Origin of the sequence: Marinobacter litoralis (assembly GCF_016427555.1) — a bacterium.
Classification (GTDB): Bacteria; Pseudomonadota; Gammaproteobacteria; order Pseudomonadales; family Oleiphilaceae; genus Marinobacter; species Marinobacter litoralis_A.
The window spans coordinates 1-15,524 of the sequence record NZ_JAELVS010000004.1 but is presented as its reverse complement, the minus strand read 5'-3'; the positions used below and the strand labels follow the sequence as shown (position 1 = coordinate 15,524).

Below are 15,524 nucleotides of genomic sequence, written 5' to 3'. Positions count from 1 at the left end.
GATTCACGTGTTGAACTACGTGTAACCATATTTTTGAACGCGGCCCTGCGTTCCACCCGCCTTGAAACGACATTCGATAAAGATAACAACTCTGAGCAAGGGGAAGACGATGACAGATAAAAAGGTGTATCCGGTTCAGCCAGATATCGCGCAAGCGGCTTTGGTGACGGCGGAGCAATACGACCAGATGTATCGGCAATCCGTTGAAAACCCGAACGAATTTTGGGGCGAACATGGCAAGCGTATTGACTGGATCAAGCCGTTTACCAAGGTGAAAAACAGCACTTACGATTACGATAACCTGTCTATCAAATGGTTCGAAGATGGTGTTTTGAACGCCTCGGCCAACTGTCTTGATCGCCACCTTGCTGAACGCGGTGACCAGACTGCGATTATTTTTGAAGGTGACGACCCCTCGGTTTCGCGCAATGTGACCTACCGTGAGCTGCACGAACAAGTGTGTAAGTTTGCCAACGTGCTGAAAGATCAGGGCGTGAAGAAAGGCGATGTGGTTACCATCTACATGCCGATGATCGTCGAAACGGCGGTTGCAATGCTCGCGTGTGCCCGCATTGGTGCCATCCATTCGGTGGTGTTCGGTGGATTCTCTCCGGAAGCGCTTGCAGCCCGGGTGGTAAATGGCAAGTCTCGGTTTATCGTGACGGCGGATGAAGGTTTGCGTGGAGGCCGGGCCATTCCGTTGAAAAAGAATGTGGATGCGGCACTCAAGCACGAAAGCGAGGCCAAGGTAGACCGTGTGATTGTGGTCAGCCGCACCGGCAACGATCAGGTGCCCTGGACGGAAGGGCGTGATGTTCGTTATGAAGATCTGATGGCGAAGGCGTCGGCGGAGTGCGAGCCCGAACCGATGAACGCCGAAGACCCGCTGTTCATGCTGTATACCTCCGGCTCCACCGGTGCGCCGAAAGGTGTGTTACACACCACGGGTGGCTACATGGTGTACGCTTCAATGACCCATCAGTATGTGTTTGATTATCATGATGGTGATGTGTACTGGTGTACGGCGGATTTTGGCTGGGTAACCGGCCACAGCTATATCCTATACGGTCCTTTGGCGAACGGTGCGATCACGCTGCTGTTCGAAGGTGTGCCGAATTACCCTGACAGTTCGCGGATAGGCCAGGTTGTAGACAAGCATAAGGTTAATATTCTGTACACAGCGCCTACCGCGATTCGTGCACTAATGGCCGAAGGTGCGTCCTGCATGGATGGCACCACACGCGACAGCCTGCGCGTGCTCGGCTCGGTTGGCGAGCCGATCAACCCAGAGGCCTGGGAGTGGTACCACCGTGTGATTGGCAACAGCAAATGCCCGATTGTGGATACCTGGTGGCAAACTGAAACCGGCGGCATTCTGATTGCGCCCCTGCCGGGCGCGGTGGATCTGAAGCCGGGTTCGGCCACGCGGCCGTTCTTCGGTGTTCAGCCGGCTTTGGTGGATAATGACGGTAATCTGCTGGACGGCGCCACCGAGGGCAACCTGGTGATTCTGGATAGCTGGCCCGGACAGATGCGCACCATTTATGGCGATCACGAACGCTTTATCCAGACCTATTTCAGCACCTACAAGGGCATGTATTTCACCGGCGACGGGGCACGCCGGGATGAGGATGGCGATTACTGGATCACCGGCCGTGTGGATGACGTGTTGAACGTGTCTGGCCACCGCTTGGGTACTGCGGAGGTTGAAAGTGCGTTGGTTGCTCATGCTAAAGTGGCAGAGGCCGCTGTGGTGGGCTATCCCCATGAAATCAAAGGCCAAGGCATTTATGTTTACGTCACGCTGATGCAGGGCGAAGAGCCGTCGGATGAGCTGAAACAAGAGTTGGTGCAATGGGTCCGGAAAGAAATCGGGCCGATTGCGTCCCCGGATGTGATTCAGTGGGCTCCGGGCCTTCCGAAAACAAGATCTGGCAAGATTATGCGCAGAATTTTGCGTAAGATTGCAGCCAATGAGCACGACCAGTTGGGAGATACTTCCACGCTGGCCGATCCAAGTGTAGTGGATGAACTGATTGGCAGCCGGGCGTCCCATTAAGCGCCGGCGTGAGCCAGCCAATAACCTGTGAGGAATGTGTGGAATGACACAAACAATTATCGTCGCTGATGACCATCCTTTGTTTCGAGCAGCTTTGAAACAGGCGGTCAACCAGGCGGTGCCGGATGCCAATACAGTCGAAGTGGACAGCATCAAGGCATTACAGGCGGCGGTAGAGGCCAACCCCGATGCTGACCTGATTTTGCTGGACCTGAACATGCCGGGTGCGCATGGTTATTCAGGGCTGGTGTTCATGCGAGGCCAGTATCCGGGCTTGCCTGTGGTGGTTGTGTCAGGTTCCGAAGACCTGCAGGTTATGCGCCGCTCGGTGGACTATGGCGCCTCCGGCTTCATCCCGAAAAGCGCGCCTCTGCCGACCATCACGGAAGGCATTCAGGCGGTTCTGGAAGGTGATGTGTGGCTGCCGGACGGCGTGGCTGACAAGATCGAGCGAATGCAATCCGAACCTACGGACTTTTCAGAGCGCCTGGCCTCTCTGACGCCCCAGCAGTTCCGTGTATTGGGCATGTTGGCTGAAGGGCTGCTCAACAAACAGATTGCTTACGATCTGGATGTATCGGAAGCCACCATCAAGGCCCATATCACAGCGGTCTTCCGTAAGTTGGGTGTGCGCAACCGGACCCAAGCGGTCATCGCCATTCAGCAAATGGAGCTTGACCCTTCCGAGCAGTCGCTTTCGGGCGGTTGATGGTTGGGCTTTTCGGTACGGATAAGAAACGGGAGCCTGATGGCTCCCGTTCTTTTAGCCCGCGTAACCCAGCTTTTTGTTCACCAGATTGAAGACTTCTTCGCCCTGGGACCACCGTTTGAAATTGTCGAGAAACTGCTCGGTCAGAGCCTGGTTCCAGCCAATGAAATCACCCGCCATATGCGCGGTCATAATGACATTTTCCCGCGCCCACAAAGGGTGATCCTCCGGTAGTGGCTCTTCTTCGAAGACATCGAGGGCCGCGCCTGCAATTTCTCCGTTGTCCAGTGCCTTGATCAGAGCCCCGGTGTTCACGATGGGGCCGCGGCCGATATTGATCAACCGGGCCGATGTTTTCATCGCGGCGAAGGCCTTTGCATCAAACAGACCTTCGGTCTGTGGTGTTAATGGCGCTGCAATCACCACAAAGTCGGCTTGTTCGAGCTGCTCATACAGCGCCTCGTTGCTGTGTACGGCATCGAAATCCGGGTCGGATTCCCGAGCGGTTCGAGCGATTCCGTGAGGGTGCATGCCAATCGCCCTGACCAAACGGCCAATCTGACGGCCGATGGAACCGGCACCCACCACCAGCACTTGTTTGCCTTCAGCGCGCTCGGTATCCCGGTGTTTCCACTGGCGCTGGGCCTGCAGTCTCAGTGATTCGGGGAAGTCTTTGGCAAACATCAAAATGCTGCACAGTACGTACTCGGCGATGGTTCGGTCGAAAATGCCGCGCGCGTTGGTCACCGTTACATCGCTGTCGATCAGGGCTGGAAACATCAGGGCATCGACACCGGCACTGGTGGCGTGAATCCACTGCAGACGATCGGCAGCAGGCCAGGCAGCCTCAAGCGCCTCGGTACGGAAGTCCGTCACCATCATAACGTCGGTGCCGGGCAAGGTCTCCCGCAGTGATTGTTCATCGCAGGCGAAGCGAATTTCGGCCTGATCTTTCAGAGGTTCAATCCCCGGCGGCGTGGGGTCATCGGGGGCGGTGAGCACGGTAACAACCGGTTTTCGGGACTCTGTCATGTCAGCTCCAGAAGGGGTTGGCAGTCTGTTCATTGATGCCTACACAGTCTGGTTGTCAGCGGGGCGATGGTCAAATCAATGGCTTTACTTGTACCCCCGGGGCTTCGTGCTACGCTCGAGGTAAGCCTTTATTTTCCCTACGTGCAAGGAGGTGGACAATGCCGGAGCCATTGAACAAGAATGTGGAGCAGGCGACGTCTCGCAAGATGAAGTACCGGAAAGCGAAGGCCAGCTGGAATCCCGCCATGCAGGCCATTCCCGTGTCCGGCATTCGCAAACTTGTGAATATGGCCTCTACCATGAAGGATGTTATTCATCTTTCCATCGGGCAGCCTGACCAACCCACGCCACCGCATATTATCGAGGCCTATGTTGACGCGCTCAACGCCGGGCAAACCGGTTACACGATGGACGCCGGCCTACCGGAACTGCTGGTGGCCTTGCGCGATTATTACGGCAAACGCTACAACCGAAAGCTCACCCGGGACAACATCCTGATTACCAGTGGCGCGACCGAGGCTCTGTACCTGGCGATTTCGGCCACGTCGGCACCGGGCAGGCAGTTTCTTGTTACCGACCCCTCATTTTTGCTCTATGCACCGCTGATCCGGATGACCGGCGGAGAAGTAAAGTACATCCCCACATACGCGGAAAACAATCATCAGCTGGATCCTGATGATGTCATCAAGGCCATGGGGTCCCGCACCTTTGCGCTGGTGCTGAATAACCCGAACAACCCCACCGGGGCGGTTTATCCGCGCAGCACGGTAGAGACCATTCTGGAGGAGTGTGCGTACCGAGGCATTCAGGTTTACGCCGATGAAGTCTATGACCATATGCTGTTTGATGACGACGATTTTGCCAGCGTGCTCAGTTGCGCGGTCGATCTCGACAACATCATGTGCATCAGTAGTTTTTCTAAAACCTACAGTATGGCCGGCCTGCGAGTGGGGTGGGTGATCTCAAGCCAAGCGGCCATCAAATCGCTGCGGCGGTACCACATGTTCACCACATCGGTGGCGAACACTCCGGCTCAGTTTGCCGGCGTGGCGGCGCTCTCGGCAGAACAGCATTGCGTTCAGGACATGGTGAACATTTATCGCGAGCGCCGGGATAATATCGTTAAATTGATCGATCGCACGCCACACCTGACGGGATATAAGCCGGGTGGTGCTTTCTACGCCTTCCCCAATCTGCCGCCCCATGTAGACGGCTCCGATGTGGCGTTGCGGATGCTGAAAGAAACCGGCGTCTGTGTCGTGCCGGGCGATGCCTTCGGCGACCATTGCACTAATGCGCTAAGGTTCAGTTTCTCGCTCACGTGCGAGCGAATGAATGAAGCCTTCGATCGTATTATTCCCTGGATGGCCAAACAGAAGTTCTGATACAGGACTGTAAGTTGTCAGCTCCCGGTAGATCCCGCACTATAGGGGTCTTCCGAGGAGGCTGACGAATGAACAACATGCTTAAACCGATTGTGCGCTTAACCCTGATATTTGCTGTTGTGCTGGCAAGCGGGTGCGCCAGTTTTTCCCCGTACTCCATTACTGAAGGTGAAGTGGAGCAGCATTTAAAGAACGCGGTGGCAAAATACGACCGCGAACAACTGCAAAGTGGCTCACCACTCAGTCTTAGCCTGCAAGATGCCGATATCACGTTGGGGCCGGATGGCCGTGACGTAGCCGTTATTGATCTGAAAGGGCAGGTTGCCCTCAATGCACTGCTGACCAAGCTGCCGGTCGATCTTGCCCTTAAAGTTGAAGGCGCGCCGGTTTATGACAGCAAAGAAAAAGCCGTTTACATACGCCGCCTGCAACTTTTGGAAAGCTCCATTGATTCGCCGTTTTTCAAAGGAGATTTGGGCCCGGTGACAGACTCTGTCATGAGGGTAGTGGCCCAGATGCTGGAAACCATGCCGGTGTACCGATTGGATGAGACAAGCACCGCTCAGCGCTTGTTGGGAGTGGTGCCGATGGATATCCGGGTTGCCCGCGGTCGGTTGGAGCTGGTTATGGCGGAGTAAAATGCTGCTGTGACAACGACGATGAATTAAAAAAAGCCCGGATGAATCTGTGTCATTCGGGCTTTTCTGTTTATCAAGCACGGTCAGGCAGTTGCGTTCAATGCCTCCTCAAAGATGCGGGTCGCTTCGTCGATCTGCTCCTGATTGACGATCAGTGGCGGCAGCCAGCGCACGATTTCCTGGTAGGGGCCGCAGCGCAACATTAGCAAGCCACGTTTTTCGCACTCTTTGAGAATGTTGCCGGCACGCTCACCGTCCGGGGCATCGCCGCGGCGCATTTCCACGCCCAGCATCAGGCCCATGCCTCGAATGTCCGCCATATCCGGATAATCTTTCTTCAACGATTCCAAATTGCTGCGCAGGCGTTTACCCATGCGCTCCGCATTCTCGACGAGGCCTTCTTCGCGGATGACATCGATGGTGGCGATGGCAGCTGCGGCTGAAATGGCGTTGCCGCCATAGGTGCCGCCCTGAGATCCGGGCCAGCCTTTAGCCATGGTTTCCTCCGAGGCCGCCAGTGCCGAGATGGGGAAACCGCTGGCCAGGCCTTTGGCAATCAGGATGGCGTCGGGGGTGACGTCAAAATGGTCGTGGGCCCAAAACTTGCCGCTGCGCCCGAAGCCGGCTTGCACTTCATCAAACACCAGCATAATGCCGTGTTTGTCGCAGCGTTCTCTCAGTCCTTGCATGAACCGGGTGTTCGCAGGAACGTAACCGCCTTCGCCCTGAACGGGTTCAATGAACATGGCGGCCGTTTCTTTAGGGGCCGAATAAGTAACAAAAATTCGATCCAGCTCACGTAAACAAAAATCGGTGGCTTCCTCTTCGCTCCAGCCGTAGTGAAAGGCGTGGGGGAAGGGCGCAACAACAACGCCACTCATCATTGGGCTGACACCGGCCCGCAGGCCGACGCTCGAGGTAGTGAGTGACAGCGAACCCATAGTGCGGCCATGGAAGCCGCCGTGAAATACGATGATGTTTGGCCGCTCCGTGGCCTGGCGCACCAATCGAATGGCTCCTTCAACCGCCTCGGTACCGGCATTGGAAAAGAAGAACGCGTTCAAAGGATCCGGTGTCAGCTCCCCCAGTTTTTCGGCAAGCTCTGGCAAGCGAGGGTTCATGACCGTAGTCGCTTGGGCATGGATCATGGTTGCCACCTGTTTTTGTGCCGCCTCAACCACCTTGGGGTGGCAGTGGCCGGTGCTGGTGACGCCAATGCCCGAGGTGAAATCCAGATAACGACGGCCTTCCGGATCAATAATGTAAGCACCTTCGCCTTTGGCGGCAGTGACACCTGTGGCTTGTTTCAGCAAAGGGGACAGCTTGCCCTTTTGGTCGGTCATTGATTACCTCCCGGAATGAATGTGAAAAAGGTTCAGCAGTCTGGTTACGGGGCCAGTCGTTTGCGGATGGCGTCTCCGATTTCCTGTGTGTTGCGCTGTTCATCGCCTGAATCGGCAAGGTCAGCGGCCACAGCCTCAAACAGTTCTTTACCGGCGGCCGCGAGCTTGGCGTCTTTTTGACCCAGCCATTCCAGCATGCGCGCGGTGGTGAACAGCATAGCGGTAGGGTCGGCTATGCCCTTACCGGCGATATCCGGGGCGCTGCCATGAGTCGGCTCAAACATCGACGGCATCTCGAGGTTGGTGGGGTTCAGGTTGCAGGACGGGGCTACGCCCATACCACCGGATAGAACGGCGGCCAGATCGGTGAGAATGTCCCCCTGCAAATTGCTGGCAACCACCACGTCGAAGGCCCAGGGGCACTGCACGAACTTCATACAAGCAGCATCGACGAGCTCATGGTGGGTGGCGATATCAGGATAATCTTTGCTGACGGCTTCGAAGACTTCCGTATACAGATCACCCCAGTGCCTGAGGGTGTTGCGTTTGGTGATTACGCACACCTGACTTTCACAGTGGCGACCATCCAGAGTTTTGAATGTGCGCGCATTGCCACTCTTAGAGCGTTCGGTTGCGCGTTTTCGGGCTTGCTCAAAGCCGTAACGGATAATTCGTTCGGTCGCTCGGTGAGTAAAGACTTCCATTTGGGTGGCCACTTCGTCGGCGGTCCCCTGACGCAGTCGGCCACCTTGGCTGACGTACTCGCCTTCACTGTTTTCCCGGATCACCAGCATGTCGATGTCTTTGGCGCGGTCGTCCTTCAGATACTGGCGTGCTCCGGGTAAAAGCCGGGCGGGTCGTTCGCAAACCCATTGATCAAAGCCTTTGCGCATCTCGAGAAGTGGCGAAAGTGAGACGCTGTCAGACAATAGATAGCGGTCAGGATCGTTGATGGGCCCCGGGTCGCCCAGTGCGCCCAACAGGATGGCGTCGTAGGCCTTGAGTTGCGTCAGCGCATCGGCAGGCCAGCTTTCTCCGTGTTCTTCGTGCCAGGCATGAGACGGCCATGGAAAACGTGTCCACTCCAGTGCCAGTTGGTGTTTGGCGCGTAACGCTTCCAGACAATGGATAGCGACTGCGACAACTTCCGGACCAATGCCATCTCCGGGTGTAACGGCGATGCGGGTGGTTTGGCTCATTCCCGAACCTCCTGAGCGGTGTGGGGTAAGCGGATTCAACAACCCCAGTGTAGCCCTGAAGCAGCTATATGCCAGTTATCGGAGATGAGGGGACCAAGGTTCTGTTGTGCCTTGTGAACGATGATGGTTATAGTGGCCCAAAGGTGGCTTCGGCTTCTATTAAACTCCCGAAAACAGGATGTCCCAGTGCTTTATCGGATTGTCACGCTTATTGGTGCGCTCGTCTTTGTGGCGGCGTTGTTCGGCTTGATTTGGTTCTTCTGCAAGAAGTTTCTTGAGCATCATGGTGTGCAGGAGCAGGTGTCCGAGCGTGCAACCGCGCTGGCAACCTGGACCTTTGCCGGCATTGCCATCGGTCTGGTGTTTGCGGTGGTTGGCGCCTTTGTTCTGGGGCCTTGGGCGTTTTACCGAACGCTGCTGGGCCACGGTGTGAACATATCCAGTGGCGCTGCAGTCTGGTGGGGCTTTGGCATAGTGGTGGTTTCGCTGAGCTTGACCGCCGCCAGTTTTATGGGCTTTCTGATGCTAGTCGGGGCGTATTAACCTTCCTGAAGATCCCGCAGCAGCTCCTGGAACCACACCAGCGCAGGCTCCTGTTCGTAGGCTTTGTGCCAGTACAAATGCACGTCGATCGACGGCATTTCGCCGGGAGGAGCCATCACTTCAACCTCTGCGCGCTCGGCAATAATCCTGGCGTAGGTTTCAGGCATGGTCAGCAGCAAGTCTGAAGCTTCAACAACGCGGCAAGCCGCATAGTAATGCTGGCAGCGCAAGCGGATATCCCGCTGCGCGCCTTGGCGAGACAGCGCGAAATCCTCCAATCCGGGCCCTTCGCTCCGGGACGAAACCAAAACGTGCTTGGCTTCAAGATAGGACGCCATGGTCAGGCCTTTCTCCGCGACGGGATGCTTTTTGCGCGCCAGTACCACAAGCCTGTCTTGCCGAAGTAATTCATGACTGGTCTGGTTGCTGACGGGCAACAAAACATCGATGGCAAAATCCAGCTTGCCCGCCGCCAATTGGCTTTCCATTTCTCGCCTCGCCACCCGTTGGCTGGAAATCTCCATGTCGGGGTAGGGTGCCAATCTATTCATCAGTTCCGGCAAAAACGTCGATTCCAGAACGTCTCTCAATCCCAGTGCATAGGTTTTACGTTGGCTGGCGGGATCAAAGGCATGAAACTGATTGACTGCGCTTTGCACCTGGTTGAGGCCGGGCCGCATGGATTCCAGAAAACGCCGCGCCAGAGGTGTTGGCACCATTTGATTGCCTTGGCGGGTAAAGAGCGGGTCATCAAAATGCTCGCGCAGCCGGGCGAGTGAATGACTCACGGCGGGTTGTGTCAGGTGCAGGGCCTTGGCAGCGCGGGTGAGGCTGCCTTCACGATAAATCGTGTCGAACACGTGCAGCAGATTCAGGTCGAGTCGATTCAGAGCCATCATGAATATCCGATTGCAGAATAAGTAACGATAATGATAAACGATAAGAACAATTCAGTCGCGTAATAGCGTATTGCCTCCTAGACTGTTTGCCATCTGATCGAAAGTGCGCCCTGGAAGATGGGGCCGGTAAGCGCGAGGAGCTGCACCATGGATTTCAATATTTCCGAGAAGGGCCAAGATTATCTGAAGCGCGTGAAAGCGTTCATGCGTGATGAGATCTACCCGATTGAAGAGCAATACCATAAAGAACTGGCCGCTCAGGAGAACCGCTGGGTAGTGCTGCCGATCATCAAGGAACTGAAGGAAAAGGCCAAGGCCCAGGGCCTGTGGAATATGTTCTTCCCAGATGAGAAGCATGGCTGTGGCTTGCTGAACTCCGACTACGCCCTGATTGCTGAAGAAACCGGCCGCAGCTTTATTGCGCCGGAAATCTTCAACTGTAATGCGCCCGACACCGGCAATATGGAAGTGTTGATCCACTACGGCTCCGATGAGCAAAAAGCGGAATGGCTGCCCCAATTGATGAGCGGCGAAGCCCGCTCCGCATTCTTTATGACTGAGCCTGCGGTTGCCTCTTCTGACGCCACCAACATGGAAGCGACGGCGGTGGTTGAGGGCGACGAAGTGGTTCTTAATGGTCGCAAGTGGTGGAGTACGGGGGTTGGGCATCCGGACTGCAAAGTGGGCATTTTCATGGCAGTGACCGACCCAGACGCCCATAAACATCGCCGTCATTCGATGGTGTTGGTGCCGATGGACACTCCGGGCATCACCATCGAACGCATGCTGCCGGTTTTCGGGGCTTACGATGAGCCTTATGGTCATGGTCAGGTATTGTTCGAAAACGTCCGTTTGCCGAAAAGCGCGATCATCGCTGGCCCGGGCCGTGGCTTTGAAATTGCCCAAGGTCGTTTGGGGCCGGGCCGGGTACACCACTGCATGCGCGCAATCGGTGCTGCCGAGCGTACTCTGGAATTGATGGTTAAGCGTTCCATGAGCCGTGAGGCCTTCGGTCGCCCGCTGGCGAAACTTGGCGGTAATCCGGATGTGATTGCGAATGCCCGGATGAACATCGAGCAGGCGCGGTTGTTGACGCTGAAGTGTGCCTGGGCATTGGATACGAAGGGCATTCTTGGTGCCTTGCAGGAAGTGTCGATGATCAAGGCGGTGGTGCCTGCGATGTTGCAGCAGATTGTGGATGATGCGATTCAGATGCATGGTGGCGGTGGCGTCAGCGATGACGACTTCCCGCTGACCGCGCTGTTTGCTTATGCTCGGGTTCTGCGATTGGCTGATGGTCCTGACGAGGTGCATCGGGCGATGGTGGCTCGCCTTGAGCTTCGGAAGTATAAATAAGTTCAGACTTGGGTGATTGTGACGCCTTAGCCTGAGGGTTTGGTGCTGGGTGGCCATCGGGGTGGGGCTTCTGAAAACCGCTCCTTCGGCACCCCTGCGGGGTCCGGCCCGCAATCGTAGATTGCGGTCGTTCGGCTGTCGCATGAAGCTTTGCTTCATAAGCGCTCGGCCGAACCCATGTGACGCTTCTGCTCCGCCATCCATGGCTCCGCACATTTTCAGAAGCCTACCCCCAACGGCACCTTTTGGCTTATCAGAGGGATTGCGGGTAGACGAAGCTGGCAGCGCCAGAAGAGTTGAAGCTTTTGCCGAAGCGGCTAAAGATTGTCTAAATTTGAACAGCTTACTGAGGAGCTTGGGAGTTGGTGCCGGATAGGCCATTCCAAAAATTTCGTAGGCCATGGATGGCCGGAGAGAAGCGCACATGGATGTGCTCGTAGCGGTTTTTGGAATGGCCTATCCGGTACCAACTCTTACTCTAAGGTCGGGCTCGAAACTATAACAACGAACTCAAACGTAAAGCGGTGAACAGACAATGACACAACGAGTATTCATAACCGGCGGAGCCAGTGGCTTGGGCCGGGCGATTGCATTGCGGTACGCGAAAGAAGGTGCCAAGGTCTGCATTGGGGACATTAACCCGGAGCAGGGCATCGCGATTGAAAAAGAGCTGAACAATGCCGGTGGCGAAGGTTACTTCGTTGAGTGCGATGTACGCCGCCTGAGCGATTTCGAGAAAGTCCGGGATGATCTGGTGGAAAAGTGGGGCGGTGTCGATGTTGTGGTCAACAACGCCGGTGTAGCCTCCGCAGGGGCGATCGAAGATACCACCATTGGCGACTGGGAATGGATACTCGACATCAATGTACTGGGTGTTGTGCGGGGCTGTAAGGCGTTTACGCCGCTGTTCAAAGAACAGAAGTCTGGCGCGTTTGTGAACATCGCCTCTATGGCTGGGCTGATGCTTGCGCCATTGATGAACAGCTATAACGTCTCCAAAGCGGGTGTGATTGCGCTGTCCGAAACTCTTAGCCAAGAACTTCGGGATTCCGGAATACATGTAAGTTGCGTATGCCCGGCATTTTTCCAGACCAATCTCACAAACGGCATGCGCTCGGATATCCCGGGCATTCAACAGAACGTGAACAAACTGATGAAGCGTTCCAGCATCACCGCTGAAGACGTAGCCGACGATATTGTCCGTAGCGTGAAAGGCAAAGATTTCTGGGTGCTGCCCCATGCGAAAGAGCGCCGTATGTGGATGCTCAAACGCCACGCGCCGAAAGCGTTTGACTGGTTGATGTACCAGGAAACCAAGCGCTGGATGAGTAAGATGGGAAGCAAAAGCAACGCCTGAGTGGCCGAGCTAGCCACAGGATCACAGGAGAGAATGAATGACACAGATTGATCAGGCCGTAGCCATCCGGGAAGGCGAAGAGCTGGATGTTCAAGTGGTTGACCAGTTCATGAAACAGGCCATTCCGGGTTTGGAAGGTCAGCCTTCCATCAAACAGTACCCGGGTGGGGCATCGAACCTGACCTATCAAGTGGACTACGGTGACCAGTCGTTTGTACTGCGTCGGCCGCCGTTTGGAAAAATTGCCAAATCCGCTCACGACATGCTGCGCGAAGCGCGGGTGATGGAAGCGTTGAAGCCGGTGTATCCCTACGTGCCGAACATCGTGGCCATCTGTGACGACCACAGTGTATTGGGCTGCGATTTCTATGTAATGGAACGGCTCAAAGGCATCATATTGCGTCAGGATTTCCCGAGTGATCTTGAACTGAGCGAAGCGGATACCCGCAAGCTGTGTTTGAATGTGATCGACAAACTGGTTGACCTGCACACCGTTGACGCGAAAGCCGCGGGCCTGGACACACTGGGTAAAGGGGCAGGCTATGTTCAGCGCCAGATTGGCGGTTGGAGCGATCGTTTCCGCAAGGCGCGCACCGAAGATGTGGGTGACTTCGAAGCCGTCATGAGCTGGCTGAACGAGAAAATGCCAGACGACATTGCCCAGGTTGTGATCCACAACGACTACCGCTTCGACAACGTGGTGCTGAACCCCGACAACCCGTTTGAAGTGATCGGTGTACTGGATTGGGAAATGGCCACCATTGGCGATCCGTTGATGGACTTGGGTAACACGCTGGCCTACTGGATTGAGGCCGATGATGAAGGCCCGTTCCAGATGCTGCGCCGTCAGCCCACTCACCAGCCGGGCATGCTGACCCGTAAGGAAGTAGTGGAATACTACATGGAAAAATCCGGGTTCCGGGCTGAGAACTTTGATTTCTATGAAATCTACGGCTTGTTCCGGCTGGCGGTGATTGTTCAGCAGATTTACTACCGGTTCTACAACGGCCAAACCAAAGACAAGCGCTTTGCGGCCTTCGGTCATGCTGCGAATTATCTCGAAAAACGGTGTTTGCGCCTGATCAGTGAGAGCAGTCTGTAATGGCAACGGTTTACCTAGTGCGCCACGGCCAGGCAAGTTTCGGCAAGGAAAATTACGACCAGCTTTCCAAGCGAGGCTGGGAGCAGGGCAAGGTGCTGGGCCGTTGGCTGGCGGACAAGGTGGAGCCGGGCGCCATTTTTGGCGGCAATCTCAAGCGCCACCGGGAAACCGTAGAAGCACTGGCGACCGGTTATGGCTCAACGCTTCCAGACATGCAGGTACTCGAAGGCTTGAACGAGTTTGATCATGTCGAGGTTGTCGAACGTCTACGCCCGGAATGGGCCGACAAGCAGACAATGGCGCGGGATTTAGCGAGTTTCCCCAAGCCGGCCCGAGCGTTTCAGATGGCTTTTGAAAAGGCTGTCGAACGCTGGGTGAGCGGCGATTACGATAACGAGTACGCCGAAACCTGGCAACACTTCAAGCAGCGGGTAAACCAGGCGCTGGATCAGCTGATCGAAGTGGCCGATGGCGCGGATGTGGTGGTTTCCACCTCGGGCGGGCCGATAGCCGTGATCGCTCAAAATTTACTGGAGCTGTCCGACCGAAAAACGCTGGAAGTAAACAGTGTGATTGCCAACACCAGCGTATCCCGAATTCTGTATTCCGGTGCCCGGCGCAGCCTGGCTACCTTCAACAACTATAGCCACCTCGAAGCGGAAAACCCCGCTTTGGTGACCTTCCGATAAGAGTGAGGAACAACTATGAGCAACGCGAACCTGTTTGATTTGACTGGTAAAGTCGCCCTGGTAACCGGTGCCAGCCGTGGCATCGGCGAAAGTATTGCCCGTACCTTGGCCACTTACGGTGCTCACGTGATTGTCAGCAGTCGAAAAATTGATGATTGTGAAACCGTTGCCAGCAGCATTCGCGACGCCGGCGGTAGTGCTGAAGCCGTGGCTTGCCACATTGGTGAAATGGACCAGATTGAAGCCACCTGGGAACACATCGCCAAGGCCCACGGTAAACTGGATATTCTGGTGAATAACGCGGCGGCCAACCCGTACTTTGGCCCGGTCGAAGACACCGATCTAGGTGCTTTCCAGAAAACGGTGGACGTGAACATTCGTGGTTATTTCTTCATGTGCGCCCGCGGTGCGCAGCTGATGAAGAAAAATGGCGGTGGCTCTATCGTTAACGTGGCGTCTGTGAACGGTGTGAATCCGGGGCATTTTCAGGGCATTTACTCCGTCACCAAGGCTGCCGTCATCTCGATGACCAAGTCCTTCGCGATGGAGTTGGGGCAGCAGAACGTGCGGGTTAATGCCTTGCTGCCAGGCCTGACGGATACCAAGTTTGCGAGCGCCCTGACCACCAACGACGCTATCAAGAAGCAAGCCATGGCCCACATCCCCATGAAGCGTGTCGCGGATCCCGATGAAATGGCTGGTACCGTGCTGTACCTGGTATCTAATGCCTCCAGCTATACCACTGGCGCCTGCATCAATGCTGACGGTGGATACCTGACGGTTTAAAAGCTGATCGATACGCAAAAAGGGCCGGATGATACGGAGTCATCGGGCCCTTTTCATTGGCATCGCAATTGGTTTCTAACTGCAGGTGAGCGCGGCGAAATCTCCGTTCAGCTCACTGGCCCTGGCCAGCAGGTGATCCTGATGCCGGGTATCTCCGGCCTGCAGAAGATCGTGCATCAATCTGGCCATCGCGCCCCGGCTTTTGGCCAGCATGGCCTGGTACTCCGCGCCTCTGGCACGCTCTGAGTGAACCAGCAGCTCTTTCACCTGTTCAGCAAAGCCGGGCTCGCCTCGTTGCTCCAGTACGTCTAGCAATGCCAATTGCCAGTTTCTCCGCCCTGTTAACCAGATTTCCGTTTGCCGGCCACGATCCGCTGACCAGCTTTCGACGATGGTCCGCTGTTGCTGATTCAGATCGCCAAGCCAT

General features: G+C 55.8%; 15 protein-coding genes. 10 read left to right on the top strand and 5 right to left on the bottom strand.

Features of this window, described 5'->3' with window-relative positions:
• Nucleotides 1-109 precede the first annotated feature (109 nt).
• Both acs and JAO79_RS12045 read left to right on the top strand, forming a co-directional pair.
• A complete protein-coding gene (acs, locus tag JAO79_RS12050) occupies nt 110-2,059 on the top strand; it encodes an acetate--CoA ligase (RefSeq protein ID WP_199007512.1) in 1,950 nt (649 codons plus the stop codon).
• A 43-nt stretch (nt 2,060-2,102) separates the two neighbouring features.
• Complete coding sequence (locus JAO79_RS12045; RefSeq protein ID WP_133006238.1) at nt 2,103-2,768, top strand: LuxR C-terminal-related transcriptional regulator; 666 nt, start codon at nt 2,103-2,105, stop codon at nt 2,766-2,768.
• A 54-nt stretch (nt 2,769-2,822) separates the two neighbouring features.
• Here the strand turns inward: JAO79_RS12045 and JAO79_RS12040 are convergent, their stop codons facing one another.
• The gene (locus JAO79_RS12040; protein WP_199007511.1) at nt 2,823-3,800 is read right to left on the bottom strand and encodes a D-2-hydroxyacid dehydrogenase; all 978 of its coding nucleotides are present in this window, start codon (nt 3,798-3,800) and stop codon (nt 2,823-2,825) included.
• 158 nt (nt 3,801-3,958) lie between these two features.
• Between JAO79_RS12040 and JAO79_RS12035 the strand changes: the two genes are divergently transcribed.
• Both JAO79_RS12035 and JAO79_RS12030 read left to right on the top strand, forming a co-directional pair.
• Complete coding sequence (locus tag JAO79_RS12035; protein ID WP_199007510.1) at nt 3,959-5,185, top strand: pyridoxal phosphate-dependent aminotransferase; 1,227 nt, start codon at nt 3,959-3,961, stop codon at nt 5,183-5,185.
• Between the two features lie 68 nt (nt 5,186-5,253).
• Nucleotides 5,254-5,823, top strand: a complete 570-nt coding sequence (locus tag JAO79_RS12030) for a DUF1439 domain-containing protein (protein ID WP_227664589.1) — start codon at nt 5,254-5,256, stop codon at nt 5,821-5,823.
• Nucleotides 5,824-5,906: 83 nt separating this feature from the next.
• Here JAO79_RS12030 and JAO79_RS12025 read toward each other — a convergent pair whose 3' ends face one another.
• Complete coding sequence (locus tag JAO79_RS12025; RefSeq protein ID WP_199007509.1) at nt 5,907-7,166, bottom strand: aspartate aminotransferase family protein; 1,260 nt, start codon at nt 7,164-7,166, stop codon at nt 5,907-5,909.
• A gap of 44 nt (nt 7,167-7,210) precedes the next feature.
• Entirely contained in the window at nt 7,211-8,365 is a 1,155-nt protein-coding gene (locus tag JAO79_RS12020; protein ID WP_199007508.1) for an isocitrate/isopropylmalate dehydrogenase family protein, read from the bottom strand.
• A gap of 186 nt (nt 8,366-8,551) precedes the next feature.
• Here JAO79_RS12020 and JAO79_RS12015 point away from each other — a divergent pair, with 186 nt between their 5' ends.
• Nucleotides 8,552-8,908: a hypothetical protein gene (locus JAO79_RS12015; protein ID WP_199007507.1), complete on the top strand. Its 357-nt coding sequence runs from the start codon at nt 8,552-8,554 to the stop codon at nt 8,906-8,908.
• Here JAO79_RS12015 and JAO79_RS12010 read toward each other — a convergent pair.
• Nucleotides 8,905-9,804: a LysR family transcriptional regulator gene (locus JAO79_RS12010; RefSeq protein ID WP_199007506.1), complete on the bottom strand. Its 900-nt coding sequence runs from the start codon at nt 9,802-9,804 to the stop codon at nt 8,905-8,907. The two genes, JAO79_RS12015 and JAO79_RS12010, sit on opposite strands and share 4 nt — an antisense overlap.
• Nucleotides 9,805-9,954: 150 nt before the next feature.
• On the opposite strand from JAO79_RS12010, the gene JAO79_RS12005 reads away from it, so the two are divergent.
• The 5 genes from JAO79_RS12005 to JAO79_RS11985 all read left to right on the top strand — a co-directional run bounded on the left by JAO79_RS12005 (nt 9,955) and on the right by JAO79_RS11985 (nt 15,097).
• The gene (locus JAO79_RS12005; RefSeq protein ID WP_199007505.1) at nt 9,955-11,163 is read left to right on the top strand and encodes an acyl-CoA dehydrogenase family protein; all 1,209 of its coding nucleotides are present in this window, start codon (nt 9,955-9,957) and stop codon (nt 11,161-11,163) included.
• A 535-nt stretch (nt 11,164-11,698) separates the two neighbouring features.
• Nucleotides 11,699-12,520 carry an SDR family oxidoreductase gene (locus JAO79_RS12000; protein WP_199007504.1) on the top strand — a complete coding sequence of 274 codons (822 nt, stop codon included), beginning with the start codon at nt 11,699-11,701 and terminating at the stop codon, nt 12,518-12,520.
• A gap of 37 nt (nt 12,521-12,557) precedes the next feature.
• Nucleotides 12,558-13,622: a phosphotransferase family protein gene (locus tag JAO79_RS11995; RefSeq protein WP_199007503.1), complete on the top strand. Its 1,065-nt coding sequence runs from the start codon at nt 12,558-12,560 to the stop codon at nt 13,620-13,622.
• On the top strand, nt 13,622-14,311 hold the full coding sequence (locus JAO79_RS11990; RefSeq protein ID WP_199007502.1) for a histidine phosphatase family protein: 690 nt from the start codon (nt 13,622-13,624) through the stop codon (nt 14,309-14,311). Before JAO79_RS11995 ends, JAO79_RS11990 begins: the two co-directional genes overlap by 1 nt.
• Nucleotides 14,312-14,326: 15 nt before the next feature.
• On the top strand, nt 14,327-15,097 hold the full coding sequence (locus tag JAO79_RS11985; RefSeq protein WP_199007501.1) for an SDR family oxidoreductase: 771 nt from the start codon (nt 14,327-14,329) through the stop codon (nt 15,095-15,097).
• A gap of 75 nt (nt 15,098-15,172) precedes the next feature.
• Here the strand turns inward: JAO79_RS11985 and JAO79_RS11980 are convergent.
• Nucleotides 15,173-15,524, bottom strand: a 352-nt coding sequence (locus JAO79_RS11980) for a DUF6279 family lipoprotein (protein ID WP_227664588.1), incomplete at its 5' end; no start/stop codon positions are given.